A 16,366-nucleotide genomic window follows, 5' to 3' on the forward strand; every position below is an offset into this window, starting at 1 on the left:
AGAAGGGCAAGATATGGTCAATTTTTGTACTAACTGTAGAGCCAAAATAAGAAATGGCGACAAATTCTGCACAAACTGCGGAACAAAAATAATAAATGAGGATAATTTCTGTGTCAACTGTGGAGCCAAAATAAGAAATGACGATAAATTCTGCACAAACTGCGGAACAAAAATATACAAATCCGTAAAACAGAAAAATTCCTTATTTAAATCAGTGAAAGACAGTATAGAAAAAAATACAGCCAAATTAAATGAGGAACTAGATAGAATAGATCAAGAAAACGAAGAAAAAAAGAAGAAACTGAAAACACTTGATGAGATATTTGAATCAGATGAAATTAAATCTGAAATAAGAAAAAACAAGGCAGGTCCAAGTGACGTTAGCCATATTAAAGATATTCTGAAAAATAAGATTGTCAACAAAAAAGAAAATTTGAGCAATGCCGAAATTAAATCCTTCATTAAAAAAGAATTAAAAAATATTAGAATAGCAAAAGAAAAAGAAATGGAAAGGAGAAGAATAGAAGAAACCACAATGCACCATGGAGGATACTGCAGTATGAATTGCAGACATTACTATGAAGAATTTTTTGACAGCGGTGGAGGAATAGTCGGTGATTTTGATTGTGAAGGATATACTGAGTATTACTGTAATTTAGGACATCAATTGTGCGACGGACGTTTTTGTGAAGATTATGAATGATTTGTTAGTTTTTAAATCATATATCCTTAAAAATAAGTAATTTTTTAAAAAGATCATTCCAAGTCATCCAAGAAAAATACTTCAGAGAAATATTTCTTATTTAATGCCTTTTTAATCTTATGTGCATCAATCAATGATGGCTCGACTTGACCGGTTTCAATTGAGTTTAAGTTTTCAACTGAAATGCCAGTACTCTCAGACAATTCAGTTTGAGAAACATTTAGTTCATCACGTAATTGTTTAATCTTGTTTTTCATAATACCTATGTAATATATTCATTACATGACTTAAATAGTTTCTCAAAAAAAAATTATTTAGGAACAACAGTCACATTGCCCCCATAAGTACAACTGAGATATTTACCATTGCCTGCAAAGGTAAAATTTCCATAATAATTTTCATCACCTGCATCAGGCAAATATTCTGCATTTTCAATAGTGAATTCACCCTTTTCATCCGTTTGCGCAACAACAATGGTGCCTAGTTTAGAACCGGGTTTGTGAAAAGACACTGTCTGGTTGGCAACACCATAGCTGTAGGCATCCATCAGCATTCCTGAAAAAGATTCGCCTTCACTGACTTCGGTTTCATTGATAATAATAAATGTGGAAACATTATTATTGAACTGGAACCAGAATACTGCCATACATATTACAAATGCAACCAATAGGATTATTAGATAATAGCTTTTACGTTCCACCAAATCACCTTTATTAATTATATTTAAAATAATATAAAATAAAGTTAACTTCTTTCCAAAATGGCTTCACGGACCTTATCAACAGCAATCTGTTTTTTTGCAGGAAAAGCGGCAATTTTAACTTTAAGATGAATTGAATCACCATTATCCAAAATGGTCCATTTTTCATCCAGAGCGTCAGTCTTGTCAAATCTCAAAAACCAGTTACCTTTCTCATCCATCTTACGCTCTAAATCGCCATTCAATTTATCCAAATCGGTCCACTCTAAAAGAGTATTAAAAAAAGTCTTTGTGTATCGTTTTTTAGAAACAACACCTGATAAAATAATAATCTTGTCATCCAACATCCCTTCAGCCTCTTCAGCTTCGATTTCGGCTTCGGGAAGTATGTTCAAAATAGCGTCAGTTATTTCATCAACGCTTTCATCCTCATAAACGAAAGCTCTAAATTTAATATTATGAATCATTTAAATCAAAAAAAGGAATGAAGAAAAATTAGATTTTTCTTCTTCTAGCTTGTTCTGAGCCTTTTCCTTTAGATTTGATTCCACGTCCTTTGTTACCCGCACTGGTTAAGCCTCTGAGAGCTCTGTTAGTGTGTTTTTTGGAACAGATCCAATTGATTTTCTTATCGTTAATGATAGAAGGACTTTGTGGATCAACTAAAATTACTTCATAATATTTATATTTTCCTGTAGACCATACCCAGTAAGAGTTTAAAACTTCCATGTTAGGGTATTTTTTAGCTACACGTTCTTCAGCAATTCTTTGAATTGATTTTGCTTGGGTAATTTTGTTTACACCCATTCTTTTAGGTTTACGACCATTGAAACGACGAGTTTTTCTTCTTCCACCACGTCTTACTCTGGTTCTTACTACAATGAAACCTTTTTTAGCTCTGTAACCTAAACTTCTAGCTCTGTCGAGCCTGGTAGGTCTGTCAATTCTTTGAACTGCTCCTTGTTTATTCCATTTAGGAGCTCTTTGCCACATGAGTTCACGTACGTAGGACTCATCTGGGTTTTTCCATGCGTCTCTAATATATTTGTACATAAATTAACACCTTTTTGTTCAGCCACTAGGGCCACATCCATATGGGAACTTATCCCAAAAAAAGTAATTAAATCACTGCTATAAAATAACAGTAATCAAATATTTGTTTTGACTATTTATAAATGTATCGTAAAATTAGATATCTCAATGAAATTTAATCCCAAAATCATCATAATACTTTTCAAGTTAATTCAAAAAAAATGTGTGAAAAAAATAGTAAAAAAAGGAGTGTTAACCCCTTGTTTAGCCCGATACCATGACCAGCTCCCCGGTGTCCGGGTCTTCATAGACCTTTCCGACTTCACTGTATCCGCTGTCTTCCAGTCCTCCGGCATCAGTGTAGTTCTGGGTGAAAGTATCAGCTGTTGAGACATCCTGAGTGGATTGGGATTGGGTGATCATGTCCGGATTGGCTGAAAGCGCCATGATTGCAAAAATCAGAAAACCCAAAGCCAGCACTAGCATTGCATCCGAAAGGTTATTCAATCCTCCCATAGGGTCATCGTCAACAGATTCTGAAATTCTTCTTCTTTTCCTAAGCATAATCTCACCATTTGTTTATGGTTTCAAGTTCCGCTTCGGCAACTGTTTCAACATCAATTAGTTCTGACTCATACCATTGCTTTTTATATTTGGAAATCAGAAATGCAATAGCCCCAACAGTCAAACCTGTAACGGTAGTGTCGAATGCAATTGTCAGGGATTGTGCAAGGGTTGCAATGTCCCCTGTTCCAAGTGCTGCAAGACCAGGACCCAATGGTATCAATGTTCCCAAAAGACCTAGAATAGGACCTACACGAACAAGGACGTCTGTCTTGTTGGTCTTTTTAATCAATCTTGTCTCATGTGCTGAGATGAGTTCGCTTGCAAGTGCCTTTCTTGCTTCAGAACCTATGTCATGATTGTCCGCAATTCTTGTCAATATCTCCTTTTGATAGTGGAACAGATCACTGTTGGCGATTTCCTCTTTCATCTGACCTACATTAGTTGAAAATGAAACACGTCTCACCAGGTCCTCCAGATTTGCAGAGGATATGGCCTTCCTTGAAATGAACTCATTAATCAGTCCTCCGAATGACAGGATAACAATGACGATTGATATTACAAGCAGTATGACAACCGGTGTCAGAAGGCTTTCGGAGATGATGTGAATCAATGAGGTCAATGTTTCGGTTCCTTGAATAATCATTTATTTCCCCCTCTTGTATCATTTATAAGGACACCAGCAACCAAGACAACAATGATTCCTATAACAACGTAAATCAGCTGATAGGTAGGGGTCAGGATTAAGAAAGGAGTGAACTTACTGTAGTCCAGAGCCATTGTGGAATTGTATGTCAATGCGAAAATGAACATCAATATTGAAAACAGACTCATGTATTCCCCTATTATTACAGGATATTGTCTTTTTGCATGATGCAGCAATTTTATGAGTTGATAAACAACAAATAATATTATGAAAACGAATAAGGAATATAAAACCATTGTTAACATGTCAAGACTTGTCTGGGAGGAAAAAAGCACTGTTGAAACTGCAGATGCCAATATGATTGCATAAAACGGCAATCTGAAATCATTCTGGCGGATATAATATATGACAGATGCAAAGATTACTATTGTAATGATTAAAAATAGATAGCTGAAATTATACAATAGAAATGCCAATGGCGCTTTCAGATAAGCTGAAACACTCATCAATGCAAAAGTGACCACAGCACATGCCAATGCAAGCACCATTACCTTCACATTATTCAAGTTATAATTTCCAAGCATCAGTGCGACATTTGCCGCAAACAACACCAGAATTATTAACAGGTACCCTCCAATCAAATCCATCATTTAACCTTTTTATACTCGTTATCTAATTTAATATTAGACAACATGAATATATAAACATATCGAAATGAATTAATTAAAAATAAAATAAAGATTAAATATTTAATTAAATAGTTTAATAAAACTTATGGATTTAGTAATAGAAAAATAAGTGAAATATTTTGAATTAAATATGAAAAAAAATGAAAATAAAAAGAAAAATAAAATACAATGTAAATTATTCTTCAATTAACTCGTAATATGACCCTTCGGCACATGACTTGCAAACCGGCTTTCCACCAATGAGCTTGTGCCTTCCGTCGGAAACCTTCTCTCCACAAACTGAACAGAATGCTGTGGTGTAAGGCTTACCCGGCATGTCCCCAGGACCTAGCTCAATTTTGACCTTATCTACCTTGAAAAGCTCTTCGGGAGGAGTTCTTCTGAATCTTGCAATCATCTCATCTTTTGTTTCCTCATCCTTGAATTTCTTGTTGGCGTCAGCATCAGTAATCCTTAATGCCTCACCAGTGTCCTGGTTCATGAATGTTGCTGCAAACTTGCCGTAATACATTTGTTTCAGGGTTCTTTTACCCATTGAGCATCCTGTTACTGACTGCACAGCATCGGACATGCACCTGTCGATTTCCAAAAACACAATAAGATTTTTATGTCTCTGGTTCAATTCCATACCCAAAAGCTCCAGTCCATACATTGCAAGCTTTGTTCCAATGGCTATTCCTCCACAGATATGTCCGTGAAACTCAGCAGCCTTCGCCAATTGCTCATCATAATCCTTTTCATTCATAATTATCACCTTTTATAAATCTAATGTTAAGTTTGTTTTCATTGGTACACAAACCTTTCTTTCATCATCCAGTTCCATCAGTCTAACGTCAATGGAATATGCTTTTCTCAAATTATCCTCTGTCACCACATCATCAGGAGTTCCGAAATCGATGAATTTCCTGTCTTTCATGATTGCCACTTTTGTTGAGCTTAAGAAAGCATGGTCCGGGAAGTGCGATGACATGATAATGGACAGTCCGCTTTTGGCCAGATTGTCGATTATCTCCAATAGCTTTATCTGATTTCCAAAATCCAAATGGGATGTCGGCTCATCCAATATGAGTATGTCTGGCTTTTGGCACAGCACCCTTGCCAGGAAAACCAACTGCCTTTCCCCACCGCTCAGGTTGGTGTATTCCTTGTCCTTCAAATCATCAATCCCAAGTGTCTTCAGGGCGTCAAGAGCAATCTTTTTATCCTCCTCTTTCGGAGAATCTGTAAGGTTCAGGTATGGTGCCCTTCCCATCAAGACCACGTCAAACACCTTGAACGGAAATGACGGAATATGTGCCTGTGGAATGTAGCCTATATGTTTTGAAATTTGCTTGAATGACAACTTTTTGATGTTTTGGCCGTTGATTAGTATTTCTCCTGAGTTAATGTCATGAAGACCATTCAGGCATTTTATCAGTGTGGTCTTTCCAGTTCCGTTTGGCCCGAGAATGCACAGCACGTCACCCTTATCAATGGAAAAGCTGATATTGGAGAATATCTCCTCACCGTCATAATCAAAGGAAATGTTGTTGACTTCAAATAGCTTGTCTTCTATGACCATTCTGAATAACCTCTCTTAAGTAAGTATAGGAAAATCGGCACGCCAATTATCGCCGTAAGTATTCCAATCGGTATCTCGATTGCTATCACTGCACGTGAAATGTTGTCGATTAACAATAAAAAGCTCGCACCCAGGCTCAGTGAAGCGGGAAGCAATACTCTATTGTCCGGTCCCACAATCATACGAGACATATGAGGAATGATTAGACCAATCCATCCGACAATACCACTTATTGAAACCGCAGCGGAGGTTAAAAGGGTACATCCTGCAATAATCAGCAATCTGATTCTTGACGGATTCAATCCAAGGGATTGTGCCTCCTCATCACCCATTGCAAGAAGATTCATTTGCCATCTCAATGCCAAAAGAACCACAAGCCCGATAATGACAGGTATTGCAATCATCAATAGCTTGTCGGCATTGATTGATGCCAATGATCCCATGAGCCAGTAAACGATTTCAGGGAGCTTGTCGTCAGGATCTGCTATGAACTTGATTGCTGATATCAGTGAGTTGAAAAATGCTGATATTGCAACACCTGAAAGCACCAGCACAAGGATTCCACCGGCCTTGTATGATTTTGATATCAGGTATGTTGCAGCCACTGATATCAGCCCGAATATGAATGCGAAAATCTGGGTTATGATGTTGGCTCCGCTTAAAAGGATTCCCAAAGCCGCACCAAAGCCCGCACCGTTTGATACACCAAGCAGGTCTGAAGATACCAGAGGGTTTTTGAATATTGACTGGAATGCAGCACCAGAAATGGCAAGGCATGCTCCAACCACGATTGCCCCTATGATTCTTGGAAGCCTTATCTCAAAGACTATTGTCGTTATTGTGGATGAAACTTCCATCTGCGGAAATATCGGTGAGAGCAATGTGCTTACAACATCGACTGGACTTATCGGATACCTTCCTATCAGAAATGAAGCGAAAAATAAAACTATTGGAAAAAAGATTAGAAGTATGATACTTATAATCTCTTTTGTTTCCCTATCCATTTGAATCCCTATAGATTTGACTCCTTCAATCCTGAATCAAGCAGGATTTGTTTTGCCTCATCATCACTCAAGTCGAAGTGATAGAAGTTTGAGTAGAACTCTTTTGTGGCATCGACCATATTGATGTCCTTGTAATCATCAGGATAAATCACTTTTGCAGTCCATGGAACACCTATAATCATATTGGCTCCCACTGGCCTGTCGAACCATTTGAATGGGGATTGAGGTGAAAGGTAAACTTCCTTGTTTTTGACTGCGTCAAGCTTTGCCCAGTTAGGATTGTCATAGACTCTTGCATAGAATTCCGGATCGTTGGTTATGATAACATCCGGGTTCCAGGCGATTACCTGTTCGATTGACACCTGAATTCCGCTAGTGGTGTTTCCCTGGTTCAGTGAGTCAGCAACATTGACACCGCCGACAAGGTCAATCAGCTGGCCGTGTGTTGAGTGTGAAGGGTTGGTTTGAAGCCCGTCGTCACCCTGTGCGTAGTAGACTTTTTTCTTATCGGCATCTGAGAGCTTGGATGACTTGTCCTTAACCATTTTCAAGTACCTGTCGTTGAAGTCGTTGAGTTCCTTTGCCTTGTCCTCGGCCCCTACAACCTCTCCCATGAATGTGATGGACTCGCCTATTGTCTCCACATTTGTGGTGTCCTTAACCGCAATCACAGGTATTGTTCCGAATTTTTCCTGACGTTCCTTGACTGTTGATGCGTCACCGTCTCCTCCCTCGTCAATTGATTCGATGACAATGTCCGGTTCTGAGGCGATGAATTCCTCATAGCTTCCGTCCTGTGTACCGTACCATCCTCCAACTACCAGGAAGTTCTTATACTGTGAGGGAACATATTTCATCTCGTCATCTGTCCACTGGAAGTTGACAGCCTTCAACTTGTCCGGTGCAATCATATAAAGCACGGTGGTCATTGGAGGGCTTGTCGCAACGACATTGCTGACTGATGCAGGTATTTCAACATCCCTTCCAATCATGTCTGTGACGTTTTTGGACCCTACTGTCTCTACGGTCGAAGGTGTTAGAAACATGTGTGTGGCAACACCCGCCACAACTAAAACAACTAATAACAAGATTATTACTTTGATCTTCTTTTCCATTATATAAACCCCGAAAGATTCTTTTCGATAAGAATATATATTCACTAAGTTATTTAATAAGTTTTCTAATTTAATTTATTGCAATCAAAAAATAATTGATACGATGTGAAAAATAAATTAAAGAACATATATACAATATAATTAATATAAAATGATTTATATTGATTATTTATGAAAAATAAAAATTTTAATCGTTAAAAATATTTTTATAATTGATATCATTAAATAACTTTATTAGTTTCCTCAACTAAACTAGTAATTATGAAAATGCCTAACGAACTTGATTCAAAACTGCTTGCACCATGCGGAATCAACTGCATAAGCTGTAAAAAATTCCAGAACCCCTGCGGAGGATGTTTGATTAGTGATGATGGAAAAAGCAAGGCTAGTTTAAAGTGTAAAATTAAAACATGTTTTGACAAGAAGAATTTCAGCTACTGTGGACGCTGCAGCGAGTTTCCATGCCCACAGATGAAAAAGCACTCTAAAAAATATGTAAAAAGGCATGACCTGAATACTTTAGACAGCGCCAAAAGAATCAAGACCACCGGCATCGGAAAGATGATGGCACAGGATCGTGAAAGGTGGATGTGTCCGGAATGTGGTGGTGTTGTGAAATTCCAAACCAAAGCCTGCAGCGAGTGCGGATTTAAAATTGATTAAATAAAATGGTTGATTAATTATTTAAATATTTCAATTAATTAATGCCAATTTAATTGATGTTATTATTAATTTAAATTGACTTATTTTTAAAAATAGCTTTACGAAATTGAGTTGCCTATATGAAAAAATAAAAAAAGAACAAATATGTTAAAAACATATTTGTTAAGCTGGAATTTCACCTTCTGGAACTTTATAAAGGTAAGTTACCTTGAATACCCTTGATGTTGAATCAATCAAAGACCCTATAGATATTTCAATGACATTATTACTGGAATTGAAATTTGAAGAATCGAATGTGAATGTTCCCACACCATCGACTACATTGAATGCAATTTCCTTCTGTTTATCGGTTCCACGATTCAAGGTTGCAAACATATCAAATTCAGGCAGATTTGAATCATACTCTCCATTTTTATAAAACGTGATACTGTAATTTCCAGGACTGTTAAAAGTCATGTTGAATTCAATATTAGTTGTATTGATTCTAGGACACATTGTCCCATAACCGACAACTCCGGTATCATTGTCCCAAGTGACAAGGTTATTTGTTCCATACCAATTTGCTTCCAATTGCAGCTTTTGGCTAGGGTCTAATAATCCCCCACCATAAATACCGAATGGATTTGCACTCATCTCACCTAAAATCATCATACTAGGACCCCTTGCATTTCTATATATTGCATTATCTGTTACATGAGGCAAAATAGCATTTTCGGCAAGATCATATCCCGCATTGAATCTGATTCCTTCAAGAACATTGTCAGTAATAGTATTTTGAGTAATTACAATACCTGTTGAAAAATTTGCATCCAAAGAAATACCCAAGTGATTTGCATAAATGTGGTTGTGATTGATGGTTACATTAACCGCTGAATTATTTAAGAGTAATCCGTATCCTGTTGGACCTTCAGGAACTGTCATAATGTATAATCCGATTTGATTAAATATATTATTGTTAGTGATTTCAGTATTTGCAACACCCCAACCATATGTTACACCATAATTATTCTCTCTTAATGTATTATCATCAATGACAATGTATGAAGATTCCTTAGCAAATATTGCACTTTCAAATGATTTTATATCATTTTTAGATAACTGTATATTTCTTGCATTTGCAATAGATATACCATATCCGGGCAGGTTAATATTTCCGGCATTATACTCTGCAAGTTTATCCTCATCCAACTTATTTGAAATGAGATTATTCTCAATATTTACATTGTCTGCACCATCAATGACAATGGCACTTCCAGAGTTTCCATTAATTGAAAAACCTGAAACATTGACATTATCCGATGATATAATAAATACCGGACTACTGGATTTCGCATTTAAACTGGTTGAATTTGTAGAGTAAATGTTCAGACCTTTACTAATAGTTAATGAAATATCAGAATATCCTTTTCCTAAAAACTCAATATTTGATCCGATTGCTGCATTATCCAAAATACTTTGGATTTCAGAGTTCGGCAAATTTTCATCCACAAATACTGTATTCAGTTTATCTGAAATTGTTATCTTATTTGTTTTGGAAAATGATTTGTATTTGTCATTGCCTGCAAATTTTACAATAATATCAAAAGTTCCCTCATTCAAGTCATTAATGGTTAACTTTGCAACACCCTTTGAATCGGTAGTTTTAGTATAGCTTTGACCATTAATATCAAATGAAACGCTCTGACCTGGCAATTGATTATTGGATTTATCTTTTAATGTAATTTGATACTCTTTTTGAGCATCCTTGGAGAATGTCTTGTCGTAACTGACAATCTGAGTATCCATTTTTGAAACGGTTATCTTACCGGTAGCTTTTGATGCCTGATAAATTCCATTTCCATTATAATTTACATTAACAGTATAAATCTTTTCATCTGCAAAATTAACGCTTACACTAGCTTGGCCTTTACCATCAGTTGTTTTTGCGTATGTTTTACCATTAATTTTGATAGTTAATTTCTGTTTAGATAAAACCTTACCGTTTGCCTTTAAAGTTACTGTATATGTTTTTGACTCTTTTGGAAGCATTGAAACAGCAGGAACGGTGATTTTAGTAGGTGTTTTGGCAACCTTAATCTTACCGCCTGATGAAGCCTTTTTATAAATTTTACTTCCCTTGTATGTTGCTTTAACCTTATAAGTTTTCAATTTAGAAAATTTGACTTTAATTTTGATTTGGCCCTTGGAATTGGTCTTTTTAACATATTTCTTACCATTAATCTTAACAACCACTTTTTGTTGGGATATTGATTTACCATTGACATCCTTCAAACTGACTGAGTAATATTTGGCAGTTTTTGGTGGAATGGTAAGTGTAGGAGTTGTCAATTTGACCTTTTTAGAGGAATATTTAACAATAATCTTATTTGACTTTGAAATCGCCTTGTACTTATTGCTTCCTTTGTATGAAATAGAAATCTTATATGTCTTCTTATTTTTATTAAACTTGAGTTTAACTTTAGCAATGCCTTTGGAGTTGGTTGTTTTTGTGTATGTTTTACCATTGACCTTAAATGTTACCTTTTGATTAGTCAATACCTTTCCAGAAGCATCCTTTAACGTGATTGAGTAATATTCAGCCATTTTTGGAATCATGTTCAAATTTGAAGAAATGATTTTTATAGTCTGTTTTTTAACAACAACCTTGGATTGATTGTTAGATCCATAATAATCTATTCCTCCATCACCTGCAAAACTGACTTTAAGTGTATAGCTTCCCTCTTTTGATTCAGATATACGTATTTGAGCTTTTCCATTGCCGTCAGTGCGAACATTATAAGTTTTTGAATTGATTTTGAATGTCAGTATTTCTCCTACAATAGGCTTTTTATTCTGATCAACCAAAATGGCAACAATTACCTGATTTGAATTTGGATAAGTGTTTAAATTGGAAACGCTGATTGAAGTGTTGGATGGGATTCCAGGAATATTATCATCATCAATAGCTAATGTTTTAGCTACCTTATTGTCAATGTTTGTGCCGGGTGTAGGAAATACTGCTGTAATGATATTTCCGGATTTATTGAATTCATCCATATAAAATCTGACTGTTGCAGTACCATTCTTCATCATTACGGTTTTGTAGACATCTCCTTCTTGAGGAGATGCGGTTTTGCCAATCTTATTTAAATAAAATGTTACAGGAACTGAACTAATGTCTGTTGCAACGTTACCATTTGCATCAACAATGGAAATGGAATAGATTCCTTTTTTGACTTGTGTGATTTCACTTAATTGAAGTTCATAATTTCCTGATTTTGACCATACATTTTTAGGAGAATAATAAATGTTAGGACAGCTCACAAATTCATTTATCTCAAAAACATAGCCCAGATACATTATTCCCTGATGGCCATAATAATCACCATTTCCCTCACCTACATAAACATAAACATCCTTGGCAGCATCATAATTATAGTCCCCAATGCTAGGTTTATATTCATATACCTGAGTCCAAACCGGTCTGTCCCTATCTCCTGTACCATATCCTCCGTAATTGATCATATAATTGTTATTAATTATTTCCAAATTATTTGCATCCTTAATTGATACGTCATTGAGATTTTTAACATGGAAATCGTTGAAGACTTCCCACAAGTGATTCTGATTAAAGAAATTGCCTTTTATCTCTATTTTTGTAATATCATAATCAACATAAACTCCATTGTTTGTATTAAATGAGATATAATTGCTTAAAATATAAATATTGTCTGAAGAGGTCAATCTTATCCCATTTGTATTTTCAGTGATGTTGTTGTGACTTATTGTCAGATACTTGCCGTTTCCTGAAAATGAGACTCCTGCAACATTATTATTAGAAATATTATTGCTTGATATTGTTGTTGAAGATGAATCAACAATATTTACCCCATTTTTAGAACTTTTCAAAGTAGATGACCTGACATTAACATTCTGTGAATTCTTAATGTTGATTGCATTATTTGCATTTAACGCTGTAACATTTTCAACAAGGCAGTTTTTTGCATTTTCTATTCTTACAGCATCCGAATATCCAATATGATTAATGTTACAATTTCTGATTTCAACATTATTAGCCTTAACCAGTATTCCATAATCATTTTCATTGTAAACGTTATTATTTATGGTAAAACCTTCAATGACCGTTCCGCTGGCGCTAGGGGATATGTAAAATATTCCTTTATATCCAGAACCTTGGGTGCTTGAACACACCTCCATAGTGGTCCCCACATTGCTTTTAATAGTTAATTTTTTATTGATTATAAAATGGCAGTGCACATAACTTTTACCTTCAACAATGATTGTATCTCCTGCATTGGCGCTGTCAATTGCCTTCTGGATTGTTGGTTGACTCATTTCATTGTGATCATCTTCAATTTCTTCAACAATGATTGTTTGAGGTGAAGATAATGTCGAATTATTTTCATTTGATGTTTCCAAGCAATCCGGATTATTATATGATTGTATAATAGAATAAGATGAATCCGAAGTTAAGTTTCCGCCAATATCGTCTTCACTAGCAGCAACCGACGATATGCACAACATGGCGACTACTAAAAAAGACAATAGCAATAAAGTTTTATGAAATTTCATTTTTTCCTCCCTAATTTTAAAATTTTATGTTCAATATATAATAATATAACTATCGATATATTTAATATATTTCGGTTTATTTGTCAATTAAAGCCAAAATAATAAAAATAAAAAAATTGATTTGAAGTTGATTTCATAAAGAAGACAGTTAAATTGTTATCTTTTAACTTTTAAAACTGCTCTTTTAGTCAGCTTCAAGTATGTAATTGAAATCTTATATTTCCCGGCTTTTAGATTCTTTAAACTAACAGTCGCAATTCCTTTTTTATTTGTTTTTATCTTGTAAGTTTTGCCTTTAACTTTAAAAGTAATCTTTTTACCTGAAATAGATTTTCCTCTACTGGTTTTAAGACTGGCAGAATACTTGATTTTTTTAGCCTTTTTCTTGGTGACACTTTTAACCTTTAGGACATTTTTAATCACAATACTGTTTTTTACAGAAAATCCCTTATATGATGTCGTAATGGAATATTTTCCAGGAAGCAAACTGAATGTTTTGGATGCATATCCTCTTTTATCAGTTTTTACATTATAGGTTTTTCCGGCCAGCTTCATGACCACAATTTCATTTTTACCCACAACCTTACCATTTGAACCTATTACACGAACTTTAAATGTTACTTTTCCACTATAATCCGCAGCAATATTTTTATTATTGATTATTTTTGATGGATTATGACTCACAGCCAACACAAGGGTTTGATTATCTACTTTAGAGACAAGTGATGAAATTTTAGAAATGTATAATGATTTCAATCCTGATCCCTTTTCAACAGATAAGATGTCACCGGTAGACAAGCTAACCTTAAAGATAGGCAACTCTTCAGGATGACCAATTTGCGAAATCAAATTGTTTCGGTTCTTTAATTCATTAAACCCGATTATGACCTTTCCATTTTCATACTGCATTAACTGTTCAACACATTTAAAGGACATTATAATCCATGTGAACTCATCGGAAATGTTAAATCTGATTAAATTTTCAAAATCCGGATTGTTGCTTCCCCACCAATTTTCAGATAGATTACTATTATTGTTATTCACATATATTGCACTGCCATTAGGTGCCTGATTGTTAAATAATGAACTATGAACTATATTAATATCCTTTCTTGCAATTATTGCTCCTCCTTCAGCACCTGCAACATTGTTTTCAAATATAGATCCAAAAACATTCAAAATATTATTGTTATCGATAGCTCCCCCATTTACGGTTGCCTTATTGTTTGTGAAGTTTGAATGAATGATTGTCATATTTCCACCATTATCTATAACTCCTGCACCATAAGCACCATTATTATCAAATAATGAATTTACAATGGTCATTTCTCCAGAATTATCAATAGCTCCACCATAACTTTTAGCCTTATTTGATTTAAATTGGGAATTGGAAATGTAAACATCAGAACCATCGTTAAATATTACACCCCCCTCATCGGCACCTGTGTTAAATAAAAACACTGAATTATCAATTGTGGCATTTCCCACTGCAAGATACAATACTCCTCCTTTACGATTGATTTGATTATTGTTAAATTTTGAATTGTTTATTTTCAAATTGGAAGATGAATAAATTACTCCTGCTTGAGATGCCTTGTTAGAATTGAACTCAGAATTTCCAATGGTCATCTTTGCAGTGTTATAAATTACTCCGCCAAAATAGGCTTCGTTGAACCCTGATTTTAAATCATTGATAAGCGAATTTGCACAATTATAAATTACTCCTCCGTTTTGAGCAGCAATGTTATTATTTGCGGTGCCCCTTTCAATATTTAATTCCTTTTTATTGTATATTCCGGCACCGTTAACAGCATTATTTGAATTTAATGTTGAATTTTTCAAATTAAATTTTCCTGAATTGTAAATCGCTCCCCCCTCGTTTGCATGATTATTATTCAATTCACTGTTCACTATATTGACCATAACTCCACTTACATAAATTCCTCCACCGTTAACAGCAGAGTTATTATAGATTTTACAGTTATCAATTATCCCCTCGTCAATATTACGTAGAGACAAGCAGCCACAATATATTCCTCCGCCGCTGGTTTTTGCAGAATTATTGGATATTACAGAATCAGTCAGTGTGATGGATCCATCATTATTATCAATTCCCCCTCCACGATTAGCTGAATTATTTATTATTGAAGTGTTTTTAAGAGTCAATTTGGCTTTGGCCTCTACATAAATTCCACCACCATTGACCGCAGAATTATTTAAGACCAGACAGTTTTTAAGAAGCAATGAAAATTCAGAAACATAAAAACCTCCACCCTGCCTTAGAGGATTGGTATTGTTTATGATAATCGAATCGTAAACTTCACAAACGCCCCAACTTTTTATTCCCGCACCCAAGTCAGTTCCTATATTTGATATGACTTTAGTATTATAAACTTTCAGAATCCCTCGATTGTTGTAAATAGCTCCTCCTCTCTCAGCGGAGTTGTACATGAAGGTGGAATTGTATACATTCATTTGACCCCAAATGTTATAGATTGCTCCACCCTCTTCACAGACATTATTAGTGAAAGAGGAATTTATAATATTGACCACACCATTTGGATTGTCATTTTCAATTGCAGCACCAGAATCTGCAGTATTGCCATCAAAATTAGTATAATAAACATTAAGATTGGATTTATCCGAACAGTATATTCCTCCACGTTCAGCATGGCTGTTAATTATTGTAGAATTGAAGATGCTTAATTTACCTTGATTATAAATTGCCGCACCAACAGAATCCGAATAACCGTTGGTCATTGTCAATCCAAAAATATTAACCTTAACATTTTTTGAAATTTCAAAGATTCTAGATGTATTATTCGCATCAAGAACCGCATTTGAGTCAGATCCATAAATGTTAATATCCTTATTAATTTTTATAGGATTTCCATCACTTACATATGTCTTGTTTTCCAAATAAATCGAATCTCCAGAGCTTGCATCATCAATTAGAACCTGTATCGTATCAAACTTTTCATCAGTCAGATTAGCCTCAATTTCACTATCTCCAGCACAAACAACATTAATAACCAATAAAGAAAAAAATAGCATGAATATGAACAGTAATTTTGATTTTCTAATATAAATCTCCCCCAATAGAATTCATAATGTAAA

General features: G+C 35.0%; 15 protein-coding genes. 2 read left to right on the plus strand and 13 right to left on the minus strand.

Features of this window, described 5'->3' with window-relative positions:
- The first annotated feature begins 13 nt into the window (after positions 1-13).
- Positions 14-703 carry a zinc ribbon domain-containing protein gene (locus tag QZV03_RS08220; RefSeq protein WP_296875749.1) on the plus strand — a complete coding sequence of 230 codons (690 nt, stop codon included), beginning with the start codon at positions 14-16 and terminating at the stop codon, positions 701-703.
- Positions 704-756: 53 nt separating this feature from the next.
- Here QZV03_RS08220 and QZV03_RS08225 read toward each other — a convergent pair whose 3' ends face one another.
- From QZV03_RS08225 to QZV03_RS08275, 11 genes are all read right to left on the minus strand, one after another.
- Positions 757-960 (minus strand): helix-turn-helix transcriptional regulator, encoded by a 204-nt coding sequence (locus QZV03_RS08225; protein ID WP_296875750.1) that lies wholly within the window; start codon positions 958-960, stop codon positions 757-759.
- A gap of 53 nt (positions 961-1,013) precedes the next feature.
- The gene (locus QZV03_RS08230) at positions 1,014-1,403 is read right to left on the minus strand and encodes a hypothetical protein (protein WP_296875752.1); all 390 of its coding nucleotides are present in this window, start codon (positions 1,401-1,403) and stop codon (positions 1,014-1,016) included.
- Between the two features lie 44 nt (positions 1,404-1,447).
- Positions 1,448-1,870: an RNA-binding protein gene (locus QZV03_RS08235; protein WP_296875754.1), complete on the minus strand. Its 423-nt coding sequence runs from the start codon at positions 1,868-1,870 to the stop codon at positions 1,448-1,450.
- Between the two features lie 28 nt (positions 1,871-1,898).
- Positions 1,899-2,456 (minus strand): 50S ribosomal protein L15e, encoded by a 558-nt coding sequence (locus QZV03_RS08240; RefSeq protein WP_296875756.1) that lies wholly within the window; start codon positions 2,454-2,456, stop codon positions 1,899-1,901.
- 243 nt (positions 2,457-2,699) lie between these two features.
- Positions 2,700-2,999 carry a DUF2149 domain-containing protein gene (locus tag QZV03_RS08245; protein WP_296875758.1) on the minus strand — a complete coding sequence of 100 codons (300 nt, stop codon included), beginning with the start codon at positions 2,997-2,999 and terminating at the stop codon, positions 2,700-2,702.
- 4 nt (positions 3,000-3,003) lie between these two features.
- Positions 3,004-3,645, minus strand: a complete 642-nt coding sequence (locus QZV03_RS08250; protein ID WP_296875760.1) for a MotA/TolQ/ExbB proton channel family protein — start codon at positions 3,643-3,645, stop codon at positions 3,004-3,006.
- Positions 3,642-4,295: a peptide ABC transporter permease gene (locus tag QZV03_RS08255; RefSeq protein WP_296875762.1), complete on the minus strand. Its 654-nt coding sequence runs from the start codon at positions 4,293-4,295 to the stop codon at positions 3,642-3,644. The genes QZV03_RS08250 and QZV03_RS08255 overlap by 4 nt, the downstream gene beginning before the upstream one ends.
- A gap of 214 nt (positions 4,296-4,509) precedes the next feature.
- Entirely contained in the window at positions 4,510-5,082 is a 573-nt protein-coding gene (locus QZV03_RS08260) for an FmdE family protein (RefSeq protein ID WP_296875801.1), read from the minus strand.
- A gap of 9 nt (positions 5,083-5,091) precedes the next feature.
- Complete coding sequence (locus QZV03_RS08265; protein WP_296875764.1) at positions 5,092-5,895, minus strand: ABC transporter ATP-binding protein; 804 nt, start codon at positions 5,893-5,895, stop codon at positions 5,092-5,094.
- The gene (locus QZV03_RS08270; protein ID WP_296875766.1) at positions 5,886-6,899 is read right to left on the minus strand and encodes an iron ABC transporter permease; all 1,014 of its coding nucleotides are present in this window, start codon (positions 6,897-6,899) and stop codon (positions 5,886-5,888) included. The genes QZV03_RS08265 and QZV03_RS08270 overlap by 10 nt, the downstream gene beginning before the upstream one ends.
- 8 nt (positions 6,900-6,907) lie before the next feature.
- A complete protein-coding gene (locus QZV03_RS08275) occupies positions 6,908-8,014 on the minus strand; it encodes an ABC transporter substrate-binding protein (RefSeq protein WP_296875768.1) in 1,107 nt (368 codons plus the stop codon).
- Between the two features lie 261 nt (positions 8,015-8,275).
- Between QZV03_RS08275 and QZV03_RS08280 the strand changes: the two genes are divergently transcribed.
- A complete protein-coding gene (locus QZV03_RS08280; RefSeq protein WP_296875770.1) occupies positions 8,276-8,677 on the plus strand; it encodes a DUF3795 domain-containing protein in 402 nt (133 codons plus the stop codon).
- Positions 8,678-8,839: 162 nt separating this feature from the next.
- On the opposite strand, the gene QZV03_RS08285 is transcribed toward QZV03_RS08280, so the two are convergent.
- Both QZV03_RS08285 and QZV03_RS08290 read right to left on the minus strand, forming a co-directional pair.
- On the minus strand, positions 8,840-13,249 hold the full coding sequence (locus QZV03_RS08285; protein WP_296875772.1) for a right-handed parallel beta-helix repeat-containing protein: 4,410 nt from the start codon (positions 13,247-13,249) through the stop codon (positions 8,840-8,842).
- A 156-nt stretch (positions 13,250-13,405) separates the two neighbouring features.
- Positions 13,406-16,285, minus strand: a complete 2,880-nt coding sequence (locus tag QZV03_RS08290; protein WP_296875774.1) for a right-handed parallel beta-helix repeat-containing protein — start codon at positions 16,283-16,285, stop codon at positions 13,406-13,408.
- Between the last annotated feature and the right edge of the window lie 81 nt (positions 16,286-16,366).

This window comes from uncultured Methanobrevibacter sp. (genome assembly GCF_902788255.1).
Taxonomy (GTDB): Archaea; Methanobacteriota; Methanobacteria; order Methanobacteriales; family Methanobacteriaceae; genus Methanocatella.